The organism is Agrobacterium larrymoorei (assembly GCF_005145045.1).
Taxonomy (GTDB): Bacteria; Pseudomonadota; Alphaproteobacteria; order Rhizobiales; family Rhizobiaceae; genus Agrobacterium; species Agrobacterium larrymoorei.
Genome location: NZ_CP039691.1, coordinates 1702705 through 1719757 on the forward strand (window position 1 = coordinate 1702705; position 17053 = coordinate 1719757).

The window sequence follows — 17053 nt, forward strand, 5'->3', positions numbered from 1 at the left end:
GTTGATCGCTGTGCGAGACGGCACGGTGCCTGGCATTTTCCTGCCATCTATTTGGGAGAATTACATGTTTTCGGCACCTGAACACCGTTTCTGACGTATCAGCCTTTGCCAAAGACACCTTTTCCACTTAACTATCATATTCGAAACACATAATTGCCGAGCCAGATGCCCCAATCATTTCCCCTTCCTCCTCTTCAGGAGTTCTTCGATAACGCAACTGTGGCGCTCGCTCTGGCGGATGCGCATGGCGATAATCATCTGCGTCTCGTCAACGGCCAGTTCCGAAAGCTGACGGGATATTCGGACGAGGATGTGATCGACCAGAATTGCCGTATGTTGCAGAGAAGCAGCAAGGGCATCCGGGCGGATAATCAGGAGGCGCGGCAGAAAATCCATGCGTTTCTGGAGAGAAAGACGATCTCGACCGTTCGCACGCCCATCATCAATTTCCGCAAGGATGGGCAGCCCTTCGTCAACCTTCTCTTCATGTCGAAACTGACCTCCTCATCCGGTAACGTCAGCTACATCTTCGCTTCGCAGTTCGATGTCAGCCGCACGCGCGGCGACCTGCTTGAGGCTTACAATCGTGATCTGGATAGCACTCTTGGCCGTATTGCTCCTTTGCTGGAGGGGCATAACGTCATCATTGAAGGCAGCCTTGCAACAATAGCGAATTCGGCGGCAACCATTGCCCAGGCAAAGCTGACTTTGGCAGAACTTGAACAGAATGCCCCGGACTGAGTGGGTTCGAATCTGAAGGATTGAGTTTTGGATCAACGAGCACAAGCCACGGATGTCCCTGTCGTCGGTATCGGATCATCGGCTGGCGGACTGGAGGCGCTCCGCGAAATGTTCAGCGCCGCAGAAGTACCCACGGGCCTTGCCTTCGTGGTGGTGCAGCATCTCGATCCGCACCATGAAAGCATGCTGGCCGAGCTCATCGGGCGTCATACGCAGCTGACCGTGAAACAGTGTCAGGGTGGCGAGCGCATTCAGCCGGATACGGTCTTCATCATTCCGCCAGGGCACGGGCTTTCCATTTCGAACGGTCGCCTAGAGCTGACAAATTTCGCCCAGCCTCGCGGCCTTCGTCGCCCCATCGATGATTTCTTCATTTCGCTTGCCAACGACCAGAACGGCAATGCCGCCTGCGTCATCCTCTCCGGTACGGGTGCCGATGGCTCCACGGGCTTGCGCGCCGTGAAGGAAAATGGCGGCCTCTGCGTTGTGCAGGATCCGCAAAGCGCAAAATATGACGGCATGCCCATGGCCGCTGCCGGAACCGGACTGGTGGATTTCATTCAGCCGCCGGACAAGATTCTTTCCTGCATTTCCGGCTTCTTCTTCCGGCGCACCAAAGGCGCGGATAGTGCCGAGGTATCGCTTGTCGAAGATCACATCGATGATCTGTGCAAGACGCTGCGCAACTCGGTCGGGCACGATTTTTCAGGCTACAAGAAGACCACATTTATTCGCCGTATCGAACGGCGCATGCATGTTCTGGATATCGACCGCGCCGAGGCCTATCTCGCGCGGCTGAAGTCGGATCAGGACGAATGCGAGGCGCTGTTTCGTGATCTCCTCATCAACGTCACCCGCTTTTTCCGCGACAAGGAATTCTTCGACGTCGTTCGTGATCGCGCCATCCGCCCCCTGCTGGAAAGTCAGGAAGCGCGTGACGGCGGCGTGCGCGTTTGGGTGCCGGGCTGCTCCAGCGGCGAGGAAGCCTACTCCATCGCCATGCTTTTCGCGGAAGTTTCCCGAGAGCTGGACCTTCCCTGCGATGTCCAGATATTTGCGACCGATATCGATGAAAGCATGTTGCAGATCGCGCGCGTCGGCTCATACCCGAATGCAGCGCTCGCCGATATTCCGTTGCCACTTCAGGAACGCTATGTCGTGCCGCATAAGGACCGGTTCAATTTCGTCGGTCAAATCCGCGATATGATCCGTTTCTCAGGCCATAGCCTCGTCAAAGACCCGCCCTTCTCGAAGATCGACCTGGTTTCCTGCCGCAACCTGCTCATCTATTTCGATGACAAGCTGCAAAAGACGATCATGCCGCTCTTTCATTATGCGCTGCGTCCCGGCGGCTATCTGTTTCTCGGGCCCTCGGAAAGCGTCGGCAGGTTCGAAAGCGTTTTCTCCACGCTGGACCAGAAGGCGCGCCTGTTTGAGCGCAAGCCGGGCTTGCCGAGCTACCCTATTCCGCTGCCGGGTGGACGCCAGGAAACTGGCCGCAGAAGCACCGGTATGGACGTGCCTGAAGGCCCAAGCCGCGGCGGCGATGAAACGGTGATTTCGCGCCTGCTCGAACGCTATGTGCCGGCCAGCATGTTGCTCGATCAGGAGGGGCAAATCCTCGCTGCCTTCGGCAAGTTGAGCCGTTTCTTCGAGTTTCCCGTGTCCCGTTCGAATGAAACCAGCGCCGCCTCCCTTGCGCGCCCCGGTGTGAAGGAACAGATCGGGCCGCTGTTGCGACAGGCCGCAGGTGCCCAGAAGCGTGTCATTGCCAGCAAGGTGAACGTCATCACCGAATTCGGCGCGCTGACGACGGACATCATCTGCGATCCGGTCGATGAAAACCGGTTCCTGTTGGTGTTTCAGGAGACAGGGCAGTTCACGCCGCTGGCCGAAAGCGAGCTCATTAATCTGGAGCCCAGCAACGGGCATGTGGATGCGCTGGAGCGGGAATTGCGTTCCGCCAAACACCGCCTGCGCTCTGCGACCGAGGAGTTGGAGACCGCGAATGAGGAGCTGAAAAGCTCCAACGAAGAAATGATGTCGATGAACGAAGAGCTTCAATCGACAAACGAGGAACTGACCACCGTCAATGACGAACTGAAGAACAAGATCGAGCAGCTGACGGTGGCGAATACGGATCTGAGGAACTTCTTCGATTCCACCAATCTCGCCGTCATCGTTCTGGATCGTAAGCTGCGCGTCCGTTCCTTCACCCGCGCGGCGACCGACATATTTCCGCTGCAGCCAAGCGACCGGGGACGGCCCATTTCGGACGTCGCCAGCCGTTTGCTGACCTTCGATTATGCCGCGCGCGTGCGCAGTGTGATGGAAGATGGCGTCGATTATCAGGATACGGTATGGGACGAGGATAGCGGCAAGACTTTCACGCTGAGAATCCTGCCCTATCGCACATCCGATGGCACGATAACCGGCGCGACCATCGTCATGACGGATATTTCCCATGCGGTCAGTGTGGAAAGCCAGTTGCAGCGGGAGCAGAACCGGCACGAACTGGCCATCGAGGCAGCGGGGATCGGCGTTTGGGAATATCTGCCAGACCAGCAGAAATTCATCCTCGGTGGTTCCACGAAGGAATTGCTGCAATCCGAAAACGATCATTTGAGCCTGGAAGAGTTTCTTGCGCGAATTACCGAAAGCGACCGCGAGCAGGTCTCGCAAGCAATCCTTCAGGCGCAGGAAGAGCGTGGCGGCTTCAACCTCACCACTGAACTTGACTCAGGCAACAGTTCGCGCTGGATCAAGGTCTTCGGGCGTTATGTCGGCGATTCTGAGACACCGCGCATCATCGGCGTAACCGTGGACGTGACCGCAGAGTACCAGCTTGCGGAAACGCGCGACCTGATGCTGAACGAGATGAACCATCGGGTGAAGAACCTTTTCGCCATGATCGGCGGTATTTTGCGGATGGCTGGCCGCAAGCACGAGACGGCAGAAGATCTGGTGCACGACGTGGAGGGGCGCATTCTCGCTCTTGGCAGTGCGCATTCTCTGGCCTCCAACCAGAAGCGCACCCGGCCTGTCGAAATGAGTGAGCTGGTGAAGACCATTCTTGCTCCTTACGAGCAGCAGGGCGATATCGAGATTTCCTCCGAAGCGTTTCCCGTGCCCGCAATTTGCATCACGCCTTTGACGCTTATTCTGCATGAATGGTCCACGAATGCGGTGAAATATGGTGCTTTGGGACAGAGCGGAGGCCGTCTCTCTGTTGACTGGCAGAAAGATGGAGAAAATATCCTGCTGAGATGGAACGAAACCCTGGACAAGCCCGTTAAGCCGACCGGGGAAAAGGGTTTTGGGACGGTTTTGCTAGCGAGCGCTGCCAAGCAATTAGGTGGTACGATAGAGACCAAATTTGAAGGCCCCGCTCTACAGCATGTACTAACTCTGCCACGTTTGGTTATAAATGACACGCAAATCGGTTCTTATCATTGAAGATGAAATCTTCGTCGCCCTTGACCTGCAGATGACATTCGAAGAGGCAGGGTGGGACGTCGCGGGCCCATTTGCGAGCATCGAGCAGTCTTTGCTTTACTTGAAAAACAACAGCCCGACCTGCGCTATACTGGATGTCCGCCTTATCGACGGCGAGGTTTTTCCCGTGGCGGATTTGCTGGCGTCCCGCAAGATCCCGTTCGTCTTCCATTCCGGCCATGCCGATGGTCGGAAGCTCACTCAGCAATATCAGGGATCTGCCTTCTGTCAAAAACCGTGCCTTCCCAACAAGCTCGTGACGGAGTTGGAGAAGCTCTCGGAGCTCGTGGAATCGTGAGCTCATTCTAGCCTGAATGTGATCGCGAACAGGGTGTGTATGTTGCTCAAAACGGTTTTCACAACGACATATTACAATCTATAAGCTTCACACGATACCGATTCTCGTCGAGGCTAATACTTATGTGGATTGAAGTAACTTCCGTTGGCAACAACCAGAAATTCGCCATCAATTTTGATCATGTCTTGCAAATCTCTCCCCTTCCCCAAGGCACGCTTATCTTAAGAAGTGCCACAGACCGTATTCAGGTTATGGAAAGCTACGACTATATCGTCGCACGGCTTCACGCAGCGGTGGCCAAGTAGGAAAAGCGGCTCAAGCGATGAGCCGCCATTTCTTCATACCCCTATAAAAGCTGCGATGAGCGCCAGAAGTGCTGGCAGTGCCTGAATGAAGATGATCTTGCGGCTGGCCGTCAGCCCGCCGAATATCCCCGCCACCAGAACGCAGGTGAGGAAGAAGATCACGAAAGTCCGGCCTTCGTCGCCGTGGATCAATCCGAAAATCAGGCCCGCGGCCAAAAAACCGTTATAAAGCCCCTGATTGGCCGCAAGCGCCTTTGTGGCCTTGGCAAAATCCGGTGACAGACCGAATGCGCGTCGGCCTGCTGGCTTGTCCCAGAGAAACATTTCCAGGACAAGAATATAGATGTGAAGCGCCGCAATCAGCGCCGCCAGAATATTTGCAATCAAAACGTCCTCCTATCCCAAACGGATCAAGGACGTAGCAATACCTTGCCTGCCTTGCCTGCGGCTAGCGAAGCTTTCACGGCGTCGGAAATTTCTGCGAGCTCGAACGTGCTTTCGACTGGAAGCAGAATCTTGCCCTTCGCCACCAGTTCTATGAGCTCGCCCATCAATCTGCGCCGATCTTCAGCGCTCAGCGATCCGATGACCTTGCTGCCCCAAAAGCCTTTGATCGTCAGTTGCTTGAAGATGACCGGCCCTGAGGAAATCTGCATGGGTTCGCCGGTCATCGATCCGAAGGATACGAGCAGCGCGTCGTCGCCCAGCAATTCTGCGATATCGTTGGCCGAGGAGCCGCCAATCGAATCAACGCCCGCACGGATGGGTGCGCCGCCTGTCATCCCCTTCACCTTATCCTGCCAGCCAGCTTCCGCAGTCGAGATGCCGTTTTTGATGTTGAGCTCCGCCAGTTCCTGAACGCCCGCATCCCGGCGAACGAGGTTGATGGCGTTGATACCGCGCGCCTGCGCGAGCATCGCCACCGCCTTGCCGACGGCACCATTGGCAGTGTTCTGGATAATCCAGTCGCCCTCCTCGACACCGAGGAACTCCAGCAGAGTTATGGCGCTGAATGGCATCGCGATCAGCTGCGCTGCTGCCTCATCCTTTATGCTGTCGGGAACCGGCACGACTGCTGCAGCAGGTGCCAGAAAATATTCCGCCCAGCTGCCATGGACGCCAGCGACAGCAACGCGTTTGCCCAGAAGCGCTTCATCGGCACCCTGCCCGATTGCATCGACAACGCCAACCGCTTCGCTGCCGCCGATTGCCCCCGGCAGAGGCGGTTTGTAGCCGTAATTGCCGCGAACGGTCCAAAGGTCGTGATTATGAATTGGCGAAAGGATGGTTCGGATGCGCAACTGCCCCTCGCCCGGTTCTGGCACTGGCGCATCGGCAAGTTTGAGAACCTTCTCCGGTTCACCAAAGACATCGTGCATGGCGCTTCGCATATCATCACTCCTGAAATCGATAAAAGATCGCCCAAGGCTTTACGATCAATGAGGCAAAGCTGTGGAGCCACCCACGGCAATTACAACCGCGCAAAAATAAAGCCGGCCTTTCGGCCGGCTCAGGATTTTAGGATAATTCGACTTTACTGGCAGACGCGGAAGCTTTCCGTATGCCATCCGCCGTCATAGGAATTCGGCACGCGGCGGTCTTCGAACCAGCAACGCGGTGGCGGAGGCGGTGGGGGCTCTACGTAGCGCGGGCCGTTGTCATTGATGAGAGCGCCGGCCACGATGCCACCCAGAAGACCAGCAGCAACGCCACCGGCAATGGTCGCGCCATTATCGTGGTGCTTGTGCCTGCGCGGAGGATCGCGATATGGCGGCGGCGGTGGGCCGCGGCGATCATACCGATAAGGTCCATCGTAATATTGCGCAGATGCGGTCTGTGCGCTTGCGAAAACTGCGCCGCCAGCGATGACTGCGGCAAGAGCTGAGAGAAGAATTTTCTTCATTACGGGCTTCTCCATGTGAGCCGAACCAGAGAGAGGTGGCGGCTCAAGATGCTTCTAAAATGGCACAGAGGTTATGAATGGCTGGTGAATGTCGATGCCTATTCATCTTCCCTGCTTTGCCACCGCCATTCTGTTCTTTTTTGGGCGGAGTACCGTTCAGCAGGTCAGTGACCTTTCGTAAGACGGCATTCGAAGATAAGCAGCAAAGGCTTCCTCCATGGGAGGAGCTCCCAAGTCCTGAAAGCCAATCAGGCATTTACTTGCCCCGCCTTTTGGTGGGGCCTTTTTTCTTCCGCAGAATAAAATGAGAGACCGAGCGGAACCAGCGAGGTGGTAATTCGTTATGCAAGCGAGACTCCCAGTCTCAAGTTCCCCTCTCGACTGACAAACCCGCCAAGCGCGGGTTTCTTTTTGCACATATTCAAAATATGTCGTGATTGCTGACGTATTTTCTGCGCCAACCGTACCGATCCGGCGTGTTCTGCACTATCCGGTGCCGCCATTATTCGAGTATCAATTTCACATCGCTCAAGGGCTCAGCCCAACTTTTCCCCGAGCGACCAACCTGCCCCGCCCATTTCGCGGGGCTTTTTTGTTTCAGCTTACAATGCTCTTGATGGCTCGACGCGTACATCAAGGCCCGGGCCGCTGGGTTGCCGATGGTGGTCGCCATTCAAGAGATCACGAAACAGATCGATGACCGCAGGCGGCATGTCCCGCATGACATCCTCGGTGATTTCGGAGATGCGATTGTAGGAGTAAATCGCAAGAAGCGTGAGCACCAGCAATAAAAGCCATGGCCAAAGGGGCTTTCGCGGCGGTGCTGGCTTTGGATGCTGCGGATCGAGACTCATATTGCCCTCGCAAACAGGATTTCGCTAACGACGCGCGCGAGGCTCGCCGCCCGGCGCATAAGCCGTTTTCTGCAGAAAGCGGAAGATGTTGCCGCACTGGGCGCATCGAATCATAAATTCCGCCGGATTGACCGAAGGACGCTCCGCCCTGAAACCGCGCGGCATTTCATCGATACGAAAATCGACATCCGGCGCGCCCTTTTCATCCTTTTCAGAGGCTTCCGCAAAGCCGCTATGCCCACAGCGAGAGCATTCGAGTTTACGGGAATATCGATCGCGAGAGACCATAACATATCCTTTAGTTTCGCCTCAGGTAGCAGCGGCGTCCCGACGTTTCAATAGTTTCGGCCACGCGATGTTTCGGCCTTAATCCCGCCAGAAAACAAAGCGAACGAGCATTCGCCCCATCTACTTTAGAAGAGACAGAAACACCATGAGTGCCCCGGCGTGGCAAAAGCTGTGCCGGACAGGGTCAAATGCCGCATTTTATCGGGTCTGGATACCATTCATAAACCACTTGGTAACGCCATCCCTCTAAAGTCTGCTGCGTGAAAAGTCTGGCGGGGCGTGTCGGACGGAACTGTGGCATGCGATTAAAGAGTTCAACTGTGTTGAAAAAAATATCTGAGGCACTAGGGCGCGCGGCGGTCGCGACCTCTTTTGTAAAGGCTCTGTTGTTTGTAGCAGCGGTGACGACGACGACCGTCTCCACTGTTCAGGTGGCAAAAGCCGACCCGAAATATGCCGGTATCGTTATCGATGCGAAGACCGGCAAGGTGCTTTACGGCGAGGATCCGGATGGTTTGCGCTATCCGGCTTCTCTGACGAAGATGATGACCCTTTACCTCACCTTCGAAGCTCTCAATGCCGGTCGTTTCACTCTTGATTCCAAGGTTCCCGTTTCGGCAAATGCCGCGAAGGAACCTCCATCCAAGCTCGGCGTTCGCGCTGGCGGCTCCATTACTGTCGAGCAAGCTATTCTTGCGCTGGTCACTCGTTCTGCAAACGACATGGCGACGGCTCTCGGCGAATATATCGGCGGCTCTGAAGATCGTTTCGCTCGGATGATGACTGCGAAGGCTCGTGCGCTGGGCATGACGCGCACCACCTATCGCAACGCGAACGGCCTGCCGAACACGGCACAGATGACGACTGCACGCGACCAGGCACGCCTCGGCATCGCGCTTCGTCAGCACTTCCCGCAATATTACGGCTACTTCAACACCCGCACCTTTACTTTCGGCAAGCAGGTGATCGGCAATCATAACCGCCTCGTCGGTACGGTTAAGGGTGTGGACGGTATCAAGACCGGCTACACGCGCGCCGCTGGCAGCAACCTTGCCACATCTGCGCAACTCGATGGTCGCTCCATCGTCGCCGTCGTTCTCGGCGGTCGCTCGAGTGCTGCTCGCGACGCGACCATGCGCAAGCTTGTTGCAGAGTATCTGCCGAAGGCATCGCGTGGCGGCAACAGCAACCTCATTGCTGCAACGCCGTCCGCACCTATCGAAGAGCCTGTAGCAGTTGTCGCTGCCGCTCCTTCTTCCGGTCTTCCTCACGCTGGCCCTGTTCCGCAGGCGCGCTATGCGGATGAAACCCCGGTTTCCGCCTTCGCTCCGGCTCCCGCCAATGCTGCCGTTGCAGCCATGGATGTGGCAACGCGTCCGAAGGCACCGGCAAGACCTGTTCCTCCTGTCGAGATGAAGCCAGATCGTTCGGTCGTCACCAACTCCACAAAGGTCGACAACATCGTCACGGCGTCCACCGCACCTGTATCCCCCTCTGCCTCTTCCGGCACGGGCTGGGTCATCCAGATCGGTGCATCTCCTGATGAGAATTCCGCGCGCAATCTGCTTCAGACGGCGCAGGACAAGGGCGGCAATGTATTGCGTACCGCCAAGCCATTCACCGTTGCCTTCACCAAGGACGGCGCACAGATGTACCGCGCACGCTTCGGCGGCTTTGACGGACAGAATGATGCGGTAAACGCTTGCAACGCTCTCAAGAAGAAAGGTGTCAGCTGCTGGGCATCGCTCCAGTAGGCCGCAAGACTGTTCCGGAACCGGTGATGATTATGAGAATGCAGATTACCGGTTCCACTCCTCGAATTGTATTGAGTAACGAGGCTTTCCAGATGGCAATCAACGAGAACTATTCGGACTTTGCAGCCAGCAAAGGCAGGAACCAGTCCCTGTCCGTGCTCCATCCGATCCATGAAGCGGCGATGAAAATTGCCGATATTGGCCTGAACAGATCTCGCCACAAAACGCGCGATCTCGTCAATCTCCTGCTGTGCCACGGCGCCCGCGCATGGCGCAGCAACCAGCCGGAAGCAAAAATCCACCTCCATATCGGCGGTCGCTCTGGCCGCGCACCGGTGCATATGCGCCTTCGCTGATCGACTGGATACGCCCAAAAATAAACCCTGCGAAACGCAAGTCTCGCAGGGTTTTTCTTTTGAATGGTAGTTGGCGCTTCGAACCGCAGGAGGAACAGTGGCGGTTGCCCGCCACCTTCGGATTATTCCGCTGAGCTATCGCTCTCCGGTGCAACGCCAGCCTCGCCTTCGACAACGCCTTCAGCGCCCTCCAAAGCCTCGACTTCCTCATCACCTTCCGGCTCGTTGATGCGCTCCACGGATACGACCTTCTCATCCTTGGCGGTAGAGAAGATGGTCACGCCCTTGGTGGCGCGGCTTGCGATGCGGATGCCGTCCACCGGTACGCGGATTAGGACGCCGCCATTGGTGACGAGCATGATCTGGTCCTTGTCTTCGACCGGGAAGACTGCAATCTGCTCGCCGATTTCCCCGGTTTTCGAGGTATCGGTGGCGCGGATGCCCTTGCCGCCACGACCCGATGTACGGAAGTCGTAAGAGGACGAGCGCTTGCCGTAACCCTTTTCGGAAACGGTGAGAACGAACTGCTCATGTTCCTTGAGGTATGCATAGCGTTCGTCGGACAGCTGTCCTTCTTCCGCCACTTCCTCGCCAACCAGTGCAATATCTTCCTCATCGACACCAGCAGCGCGACGCTCGCTCGCAGAGCGCTTCAGATAGGCGGCACGCTCCCAAGGCTCGGCATCGACATGGCCGACAATCGTCATGGAGATGATGCGGTCGCCATCGGCAAGCGAGATACCACGAACACCAATCGAGTTACGGCCCGCAAAGACACGGACTTCATCAATCGGGAAGCGGATCGCCTGGCCGAGAGCCGTCGTCAGAAGAACGTCGTCACCCGGAATGTTCAGGTCCTGGTTCGGCGCGGTGCAGGTTTCGACGGAGAGGATTTCATCGCCCTCTTCTTCGAGCTTCATCGCAATCTTGCCGTTACGGTTGACCTGAACGAAATCGGACAGCTTGTTACGGCGGACCGTACCGCGCGTCGTCGCGAACATGACGTCGAGGTTTTCCCAGGAAGTTTCATCCTCGGGCAGCGGCATGATCGTGGTGATGCGCTCGCCGGGCTCCAGCGGCAGCATATTGATGAGCGCCTTGCCCTTGGACTGAGGCGTGCCAATCGGCAGGCGCCAGACCTTTTCCTTGTAGACGATGCCACGCGAAGAGAAGAACAGAACCGGCGTATGCGTGTTGACCACGAACAGCCGCGATACGAAATCCTCATCCCGCGTTGCCATGCCGGAGCGGCCCTTGCCGCCGCGACGCTGTGCACGGTAGGTCGTCAGCGGAACACGCTTGATGTAGCCGAGGTGAGAAACCGTCACGACCATGTCTTCGCGGGCGATGAGGTCCTCATCGTCCATATCCGGGCCGCCTTCGATGATTTCGGAGCGACGCGGCGTGCCGAATTCATCACGGATGGCAGCAAGCTCATCCTTGACGATTTGCTGGATGCGGATGCGCGAAGACAGAATGTCGAGATATTCGCTGATTTCGGCGCCGATCTTGTTCAGTTCATCGCCGATTTCGTCACGACCCAGAGCCGTCAGGCGGGCCAGACGGAGTTCGAGGATCGCACGCGCCTGCTCTTCGGACAGGTTATAGGTGCCGTCCTCATTGATGCGGTGGCGCGGATCGTCGATCAGCAGGATCAGGCTTTCCACGTCCGCCGCGGGCCAGCGACGCGTCATCAACTGTTCGCGCGCGGTTGCCGGATCCGGTGCCTGGCGGATGACGCGAATAACTTCATCGATATTGGCAACGGCAATTGCGAGACCGACCAACACATGCGCACGTTCGCGCGCCTTGCGCAGCAGGTACTTGGTGCGGCGGCTGACAACGTCTTCGCGGAACGAGACGAAGGCACGCAGCATGTCGAGAAGCGTCATCTGCTCCGGCTTGCCGCCATTCAGCGCCACCATGTTGCAGCCGAAAGAGGTCTGCAAAGGCGTGTAGCGGTAAAGCTGGTTGAGAATGACATCGGCATTCGCATCGCGCTTCAGTTCCACGACGACGCGGTAGCCCTGACGGTCGGACTCGTCACGAAGGTCGGAAATACCCTCGATACGCTTTTCCTTGACCAGCTCAGCCATCTTTTCGATCATCGACGCCTTGTTCACCTGATAGGGAACTTCCGTGATGATGATCTGCTCGCGGTCGCCGCGCATCGGTTCGATGGTGGCGCGACCGCGCATGATGACGGAGCCGCGGCCCGTCTCATAGGCCGAGCGGATACCGGAGCGGCCCATGATGAGCGCGCCTGTGGGGAAATCCGGGCCCGGAATGATCTGCATCAGTTCCGGCAGTTCGATCTCCGGCGTATCGATGAGCGCGATGCAGCCATCGATGACTTCGGAGAGGTTATGCGGCGGAATGTTCGTGGCCATGCCGACGGCAATGCCGCCTGCCCCGTTGACCAAAAGGTTCGGGAATTTGGCGGGAACGACGACCGGCTCCTGCAAGGTGCCGTCATAGTTATCGCGAAAATCGACGGTTTCCTTGTCCAGATCGTCCAGCAGCGAATGCGCAGCCTTTTCCAGACGGCATTCGGTGTAACGCTCGGCCGCCGGCGGGTCCCCATCGATGGAGCCGAAATTGCCCTGTCCATCGATAAGCGGCAGGCGCAACGACCAGTCCTGCGCCATACGGGCCAGCGCATCGTAAATAGCCGAGTTGCCGTGCGGATGGTATTTACCCATCACGTCACCGGTTACGCGGGCGCACTTGACGTATTTCTTGTTCCAGTCGATGCCGAGTTCGGACATGCCATAAAGAATACGGCGATGAACGGGCTTCAGACCGTCACGGACATCCGGAAGCGCGCGGGACACGATAACGCTCATCGCGTAATCGAGATACGACCGCTGCATTTCCTCCATGATGGAAATTGGTTCGATGCCTGGCGGAAGCTTTCCGCCGCCGGGGGGGCTCTGGTCAGTCAAAACGGATCACATTCTTTGTTTAAGAATCGGATGGATTTTTATAGCGGAAACAGCGTGAGCGCGCCAATTTCCAGCGCAGTTTTGAACAGTCTTTTGCGTCATTTACAAGACGATACACAGTTTTCTGCCGGGTCTGCGGCAAAACGCGGGCGCCGGGGTTCCAATCGGGCGTCCTCTTGCCTAACATCGCTAAAAAACGAGCCATGATGTGCCAGCCGTTCAGCGCGCATCAGAGGCCATAATCGGGAAAATCATGGCAAGCGCAGAAGTCTTCATCAACGCCCTGACGACGATGCTCGTCACGCTGGATCCGCCCGGGCTGGCGCCTGTCTTTCTGGCGCTGACAGCAGGCATGACGCGGGCACAGCGCGGCGAGGTCGCGTTGCGAGGCTCGCTCATCGGCTTCGGCATCCTTGCCATGTTCGCTCTCTTCGGTTCCTCAATTCTGGAACTGCTGGGCATTTCGCTCGGTGCCTTCCGCATTTCCGGGGGACTTCTTCTGTTCTGGATTTCCTTCGAGATGATTTTCGAGAAGCGGCAAGAGCGTAAGGAGAAAACCTCCGAAGTGGCAATTACGCTGGACCACATTCAAAACATCGCAGTGTTTCCACTGGCGCTTCCATTGATCGCCGGGCCGGGGGCGATCTCTGCCACCGTTCTGATTTCCGGCACCATGGCAACGACGCTGGACAAGGTGCTCTTTATCCTTCTGCTTGCCTTCAGCATGCTTCTCGTTTTCGCTGCGCTTCTGGCCGCAGATCGTCTGGACAGGTTCCTGGGCAACACGGGAAGAGCGATCCTTACACGCCTGCTCGGTGTGCTGCTGGCGGCGCTTTCGGTACAGTTCGTGGTGGACGGAGTAAAATCTGCCATGAACGGCTAATTCATGAGCCGATAAAACCAAGACAGAATTTTCATTTCTGGATAAAAGCCGTTCTCAAAAAGAACTGGACTCACAGACATGAAGACTCTGTTGCGGCTCATCGTGCCGGAAACGATGCCCGTCAGCTACAAGGAGCGCATGCGCGCCGCAGTGGGCGCCTTGATCGGCATATTGCTGACTGGAATGCTGGGCTATCTCACAGTCGGTACCACGCCTGCCCTGCCCGCGCTCATCGCGCCAATGGGGGCTTCTGCGGTACTTCTCTTTGCCGTTCCATCCAGTCCGCTTGCGCAGCCATGGTCGATCCTCGGCGGCAATATCGTATCGGCCCTGATCGGGGTCACTGTTGCGGCACTCGTGCCCCATGTTTTCACCGCCGCCGCACTAGCGATCAGCATCGCCATTGCGGCCATGATCAGCCTTCGCTGCCTTCATCCACCAAGCGGCGCGGTCGCGCTCACCGCTGTTCTGGGTGGATCGGCCATCCACGATCTCGGCTATGGCTTCGTGCTATGGCCGGTGGCTGGAAATTCAATCATTCTTCTGACGGTCGCTGTCCTGTTCAACAACTTCACCGGACGCCCCTACCCGCACTCCATTCGCCCGCAACCGTCGGGCCACGGCACCAAAGACCCGGCGCCAATCGAGCGCATCGGCTTTTCCTCTGCCGATCTGGACGATGTGCTGAAAGAATATGACCAGGTTCTCGATATCGACCGCGACGATCTCGAGACGATCCTGCGGCGCACCGAGCTTCGCTCCTACCGGCGGCGCGCGACGCATCTGGATTGCGCCAGCATCATGTCGCGCGACGTGGTGGGCGTCGCCCCGGACGATTCACTGCGAAACGCCCATGCGTTGATGCGCGGCCACCACTTCAAGGCGCTGCCGGTGACGAATGACAATGCGGAAGTGGTTGGCATCGTGACGCAGACGGATTTTCTCGACAAGGCAAACTGGACGAATGGCCGCCCAAGCATCGGCTTTCTCCAGCGCCTGCGGCTGATCATGGGTGGCAGACCAGCGCCCAACGATACCGTCAAAGACATCATGACATCGCCCGTCAAGACCGTGTCGCCCATGACACCGATTGAAGATGCCATCGTGATCTTTGCCGAGCAAGGGCTGCATTACCTGCCTGTCATCGATGCGAACAACAAGCTGACGGGCATTATTTCGCAATCCGATGTTCTGGTGGGAATGCTGGCGGACAAGGCAGCGAGCTGATGAAAGCGTCATTGCACCCGGATTTGACAGGGATGCAATGACGAAAAGCTCATGAGAATCAGCTGCTCGTGCCTGTGCGGCGGCAACGCCAGTTCCAGTCGCGCGGCTCGCCAATATCCATGTGGACGGACTCGGTATGGCAATAGGTGCCGACGCCACCACGGTCTGGCAGAGACCGCAGATAGTCCGCAAGTTCCCACTTGGTGACACCCTTTATCTGAATGTCTGCCGCTTCACATGTATAATGCTTCGAGCCCTGTGTGACGCCCTTTGGCGGGCGGTAGCCTGAGGTTACGATTGCCGGGCGCTTGTAATGCGCTTCCACTTCCTTGATGCGGCGGATGAGTTCCGGCTTGAAGCAGCCGACATTGACTTGGTTCGTCTGAAGCACGAGCCCGTTTGGCGCAACGCGCGTCATGCCGGAGATGGAGGCAAGCTTCATCAGACCCGTTGGCTTATTATCGTCCTCATCGATGTGAGATTCGTCGAAGGCGTCGCTCATCGTCGTCCTGCCCGCAAGTCCATTGCCCTGCTGTTGTAATGCCGTGCGCGGAAGTGCGGCCAGCTGTGTTAAGCCTGCGGCATTGGTGCTGCGCTTTTTCGGCGCTCCCGCAAACAGGGCCGCCGCAATCGGCATGTTCTGCGGAATGCTGGAAGGGTGCTCTTTGGCAGGAACTGCCGAAGCAATCGCGTTGGGAGCCTGCTGCGCGGGCACTGCGGATGATTGTTCCTGAAGCGATACAGGTTGAGCCTGCGCTGGCGCATGCATCGCAGGTGCGGAATAAACGCTGTTCAGCGCCGGAGCGATTTTCTGTGCGGGCGCGTAAGCTGGAACCGTATCCAGTCCCATTTGCCCTTCAGCACCGACCGGAGCTGCCGCGCTTGAAAAAATGCTTTGAGAGCCAGCGGAAATGCCTGTTGGCTGCGTTGCAAGGCCGCCGATTTGCGGGGTTGCGCCGTAGCCCGGCTGACCAGATTGCGCCGCGACCTGAGCCTGCATGCCCTGTGCAGCAGGATTTACGGTCTGCGTAGCATGATTTGCCGTTCGCGCGGACGCAGCGGAAACGAGCGCAGGGTCGACATAGCCAGTCTGCCCATTGACGTGTTGCTGCTGAGCGGCATCCGCAGCAGCCTGATCAGGTGCGGTTACCGATGGCTTGAGCTCGGCAGCCTCCTGCCCCTCCGGCACTGCGGAAACGCAGCCTGAAAGCATCAGCGCGGCAAAAGCAGCCGCCAATATTCCATGCACTCGTTTTGGCGGTTGCTTGCCAGTCATCATGCCCAAAGAGAGAAACCTCCGCGTCTTGCGCTTTGAATGCACCGAAACGGTGTGGTCGATCGTTATCGACGCCGAACGCGCCTGTCAGAAGTCGTCCGGCCCAAGCGGGCAAAGCAGCAAAGCGGAGGAAACTCGCTTAGGTTACGTCCTTACCAGGAGCCGGTGTTCTCCATAGATATCCACGGCTCGGCTGGTGCCAGGCTTGCGCCTTTCTGCAATATCTCGATTGAGATACCATCGGGGGAACGAACGAAAGCCATGTGACCATCGCGCGGCGGACGGTTGATGGTAACGCCCGCAGCCTGAAGCTTGGCGCAGGTCTCGTAGATGTCGTCAACTTCATAGGCCAGATGGCCGAAATTGCGTCCGCCCGTATAATCTTCCGTATCCCAGTTGAAGGTCAGTTCCAGCGTTGGCGCCTTATTCTCCGTGGCGGCAGGCACGTCATCACGGGCTGCCAGAAATACGAGAGTGAAGCGTCCCTTCTCGTTTTCGATGCGGCGCACTTCCTGCAAACCGAAGATATCGCAGTAGAATTCCAGCGACTTCTTCAGGTCTTTGACGCGAACCATCGTGTGTAGATAACGCATTGCATTCTCCTTCCATACGTCTGGCCTCACTTTAGGTCATGTTAGTCAGCCTTGAGCAAGCCCGCATCGATAAAAAGCAAATGGAAAATCACAAACTAGGACTTGCGCGAAACCGTTACCAAGATGTTAATCTCA

The 17053-nt window shown here is 57.2% G+C and carries 15 protein-coding genes; 7 read left to right on the forward strand and 8 right to left on the reverse strand.

Going from position 1 to position 17053, the window contains the following annotated elements; genetic code table 11:
• Positions 1-165: 165 nt before the first annotated feature.
• The 3 genes from CFBP5473_RS08125 to CFBP5473_RS08135 are packed head-to-tail and all read left to right on the forward strand — an operon-like array spanning position 166 to position 4534.
• A complete protein-coding gene (locus tag CFBP5473_RS08125) occupies positions 166-741 on the forward strand; it encodes a PAS domain-containing protein (RefSeq protein ID WP_027673174.1) in 576 nt (191 codons plus the stop codon).
• A 27-nt stretch (positions 742-768) separates the two neighbouring features.
• Positions 769-4197 (forward strand): chemotaxis protein CheB, encoded by a 3429-nt coding sequence (locus CFBP5473_RS08130; protein WP_027673173.1) that lies wholly within the window; start codon positions 769-771, stop codon positions 4195-4197.
• A complete protein-coding gene (locus CFBP5473_RS08135; RefSeq protein WP_027673172.1) occupies positions 4169-4534 on the forward strand; it encodes a response regulator in 366 nt (121 codons plus the stop codon). The genes CFBP5473_RS08130 and CFBP5473_RS08135 overlap by 29 nt, the downstream gene beginning before the upstream one ends.
• A gap of 338 nt (positions 4535-4872) precedes the next feature.
• Here the strand turns inward: CFBP5473_RS08135 and CFBP5473_RS08140 are convergent, their stop codons facing one another.
• From CFBP5473_RS08140 to CFBP5473_RS08160, 5 genes are all read right to left on the reverse strand, one after another.
• A complete protein-coding gene (locus CFBP5473_RS08140; protein WP_027673170.1) occupies positions 4873-5226 on the reverse strand; it encodes a DUF1304 domain-containing protein in 354 nt (117 codons plus the stop codon).
• Between the two features lie 23 nt (positions 5227-5249).
• Positions 5250-6230, reverse strand: a complete 981-nt coding sequence (locus tag CFBP5473_RS08145; protein ID WP_027673169.1) for a zinc-binding dehydrogenase — start codon at positions 6228-6230, stop codon at positions 5250-5252.
• Positions 6231-6373: 143 nt separating this feature from the next.
• Positions 6374-6742 carry a hypothetical protein gene (locus CFBP5473_RS08150; RefSeq protein WP_027673168.1) on the reverse strand — a complete coding sequence of 123 codons (369 nt, stop codon included), beginning with the start codon at positions 6740-6742 and terminating at the stop codon, positions 6374-6376.
• 602 nt (positions 6743-7344) lie between these two features.
• On the reverse strand, positions 7345-7596 hold the full coding sequence (locus CFBP5473_RS08155; protein WP_027673167.1) for a hypothetical protein: 252 nt from the start codon (positions 7594-7596) through the stop codon (positions 7345-7347).
• A 24-nt stretch (positions 7597-7620) separates the two neighbouring features.
• Positions 7621-7884, reverse strand: a complete 264-nt coding sequence (locus tag CFBP5473_RS08160; RefSeq protein ID WP_027673166.1) for a hypothetical protein — start codon at positions 7882-7884, stop codon at positions 7621-7623.
• 299 nt (positions 7885-8183) lie between these two features.
• Here CFBP5473_RS08160 and CFBP5473_RS08165 point away from each other — a divergent pair, with 299 nt between their 5' ends.
• Positions 8184-9638, forward strand: a complete 1455-nt coding sequence (locus CFBP5473_RS08165) for a D-alanyl-D-alanine carboxypeptidase family protein (protein ID WP_027673165.1) — start codon at positions 8184-8186, stop codon at positions 9636-9638.
• 92 nt (positions 9639-9730) lie between these two features.
• On the forward strand, positions 9731-9994 hold the full coding sequence (locus tag CFBP5473_RS08170) for a hypothetical protein (protein WP_027673164.1): 264 nt from the start codon (positions 9731-9733) through the stop codon (positions 9992-9994).
• A gap of 122 nt (positions 9995-10116) precedes the next feature.
• Here CFBP5473_RS08170 and gyrA read toward each other — a convergent pair whose 3' ends face one another.
• The gene (gene gyrA / locus CFBP5473_RS08175; protein ID WP_027673163.1) at positions 10117-12939 is read right to left on the reverse strand and encodes a DNA gyrase subunit A; all 2823 of its coding nucleotides are present in this window, start codon (positions 12937-12939) and stop codon (positions 10117-10119) included.
• 253 nt (positions 12940-13192) lie between these two features.
• Here gyrA and CFBP5473_RS08180 point away from each other — a divergent pair, with 253 nt between their 5' ends.
• A complete protein-coding gene (locus CFBP5473_RS08180) occupies positions 13193-13822 on the forward strand; it encodes a MarC family protein (RefSeq protein WP_027673162.1) in 630 nt (209 codons plus the stop codon).
• A gap of 78 nt (positions 13823-13900) precedes the next feature.
• Positions 13901-15049: an HPP family protein gene (locus CFBP5473_RS08185; RefSeq protein WP_027673161.1), complete on the forward strand. Its 1149-nt coding sequence runs from the start codon at positions 13901-13903 to the stop codon at positions 15047-15049.
• A 58-nt stretch (positions 15050-15107) separates the two neighbouring features.
• On the opposite strand, the gene CFBP5473_RS08190 is transcribed toward CFBP5473_RS08185, so the two are convergent.
• Complete coding sequence (locus tag CFBP5473_RS08190) at positions 15108-16328, reverse strand: YcbK family protein (protein ID WP_051441099.1); 1221 nt, start codon at positions 16326-16328, stop codon at positions 15108-15110.
• A gap of 149 nt (positions 16329-16477) precedes the next feature.
• Positions 16478-16918 (reverse strand): lactoylglutathione lyase, encoded by a 441-nt coding sequence (gene gloA / locus CFBP5473_RS08195; protein WP_027673159.1) that lies wholly within the window; start codon positions 16916-16918, stop codon positions 16478-16480.
• Positions 16919-17053 lie beyond the last annotated feature (135 nt).

Coding starts and splice junctions, on each gene's coding strand:
- CFBP5473_RS08180 (WP_027673162.1), top strand. CDS start 13,193: ATGGCAAGCGCAGAAGTCTTCATCAACGCCCTGACGACGATGCTCGTC.
- CFBP5473_RS08160 (WP_027673166.1), bottom strand. CDS start 7,884: ATGGTCTCTCGCGATCGATATTCCCGTAAACTCGAATGCTCTCGCTGT.
- CFBP5473_RS08185 (WP_027673161.1), top strand. CDS start 13,901: ATGAAGACTCTGTTGCGGCTCATCGTGCCGGAAACGATGCCCGTCAGC.
- CFBP5473_RS08170 (WP_027673164.1), top strand. CDS start 9,731: ATGGCAATCAACGAGAACTATTCGGACTTTGCAGCCAGCAAAGGCAGG.
- CFBP5473_RS08150 (WP_027673168.1), bottom strand. CDS start 6,742: ATGAAGAAAATTCTTCTCTCAGCTCTTGCCGCAGTCATCGCTGGCGGC.
- CFBP5473_RS08145 (WP_027673169.1), bottom strand. CDS start 6,230: ATGCGAAGCGCCATGCACGATGTCTTTGGTGAACCGGAGAAGGTTCTC.
- CFBP5473_RS08125 (WP_027673174.1), top strand. CDS start 166: ATGCCCCAATCATTTCCCCTTCCTCCTCTTCAGGAGTTCTTCGATAAC.
- CFBP5473_RS08135 (WP_027673172.1), top strand. CDS start 4,169: ATGACACGCAAATCGGTTCTTATCATTGAAGATGAAATCTTCGTCGCC.
- CFBP5473_RS08155 (WP_027673167.1), bottom strand. CDS start 7,596: ATGAGTCTCGATCCGCAGCATCCAAAGCCAGCACCGCCGCGAAAGCCC.
- CFBP5473_RS08190 (WP_051441099.1), bottom strand. CDS start 16,328: ATGATGACTGGCAAGCAACCGCCAAAACGAGTGCATGGAATATTGGCG.
- gloA (WP_027673159.1), bottom strand. CDS start 16,918: ATGCGTTATCTACACACGATGGTTCGCGTCAAAGACCTGAAGAAGTCG.
- CFBP5473_RS08165 (WP_027673165.1), top strand. CDS start 8,184: ATGCGATTAAAGAGTTCAACTGTGTTGAAAAAAATATCTGAGGCACTA.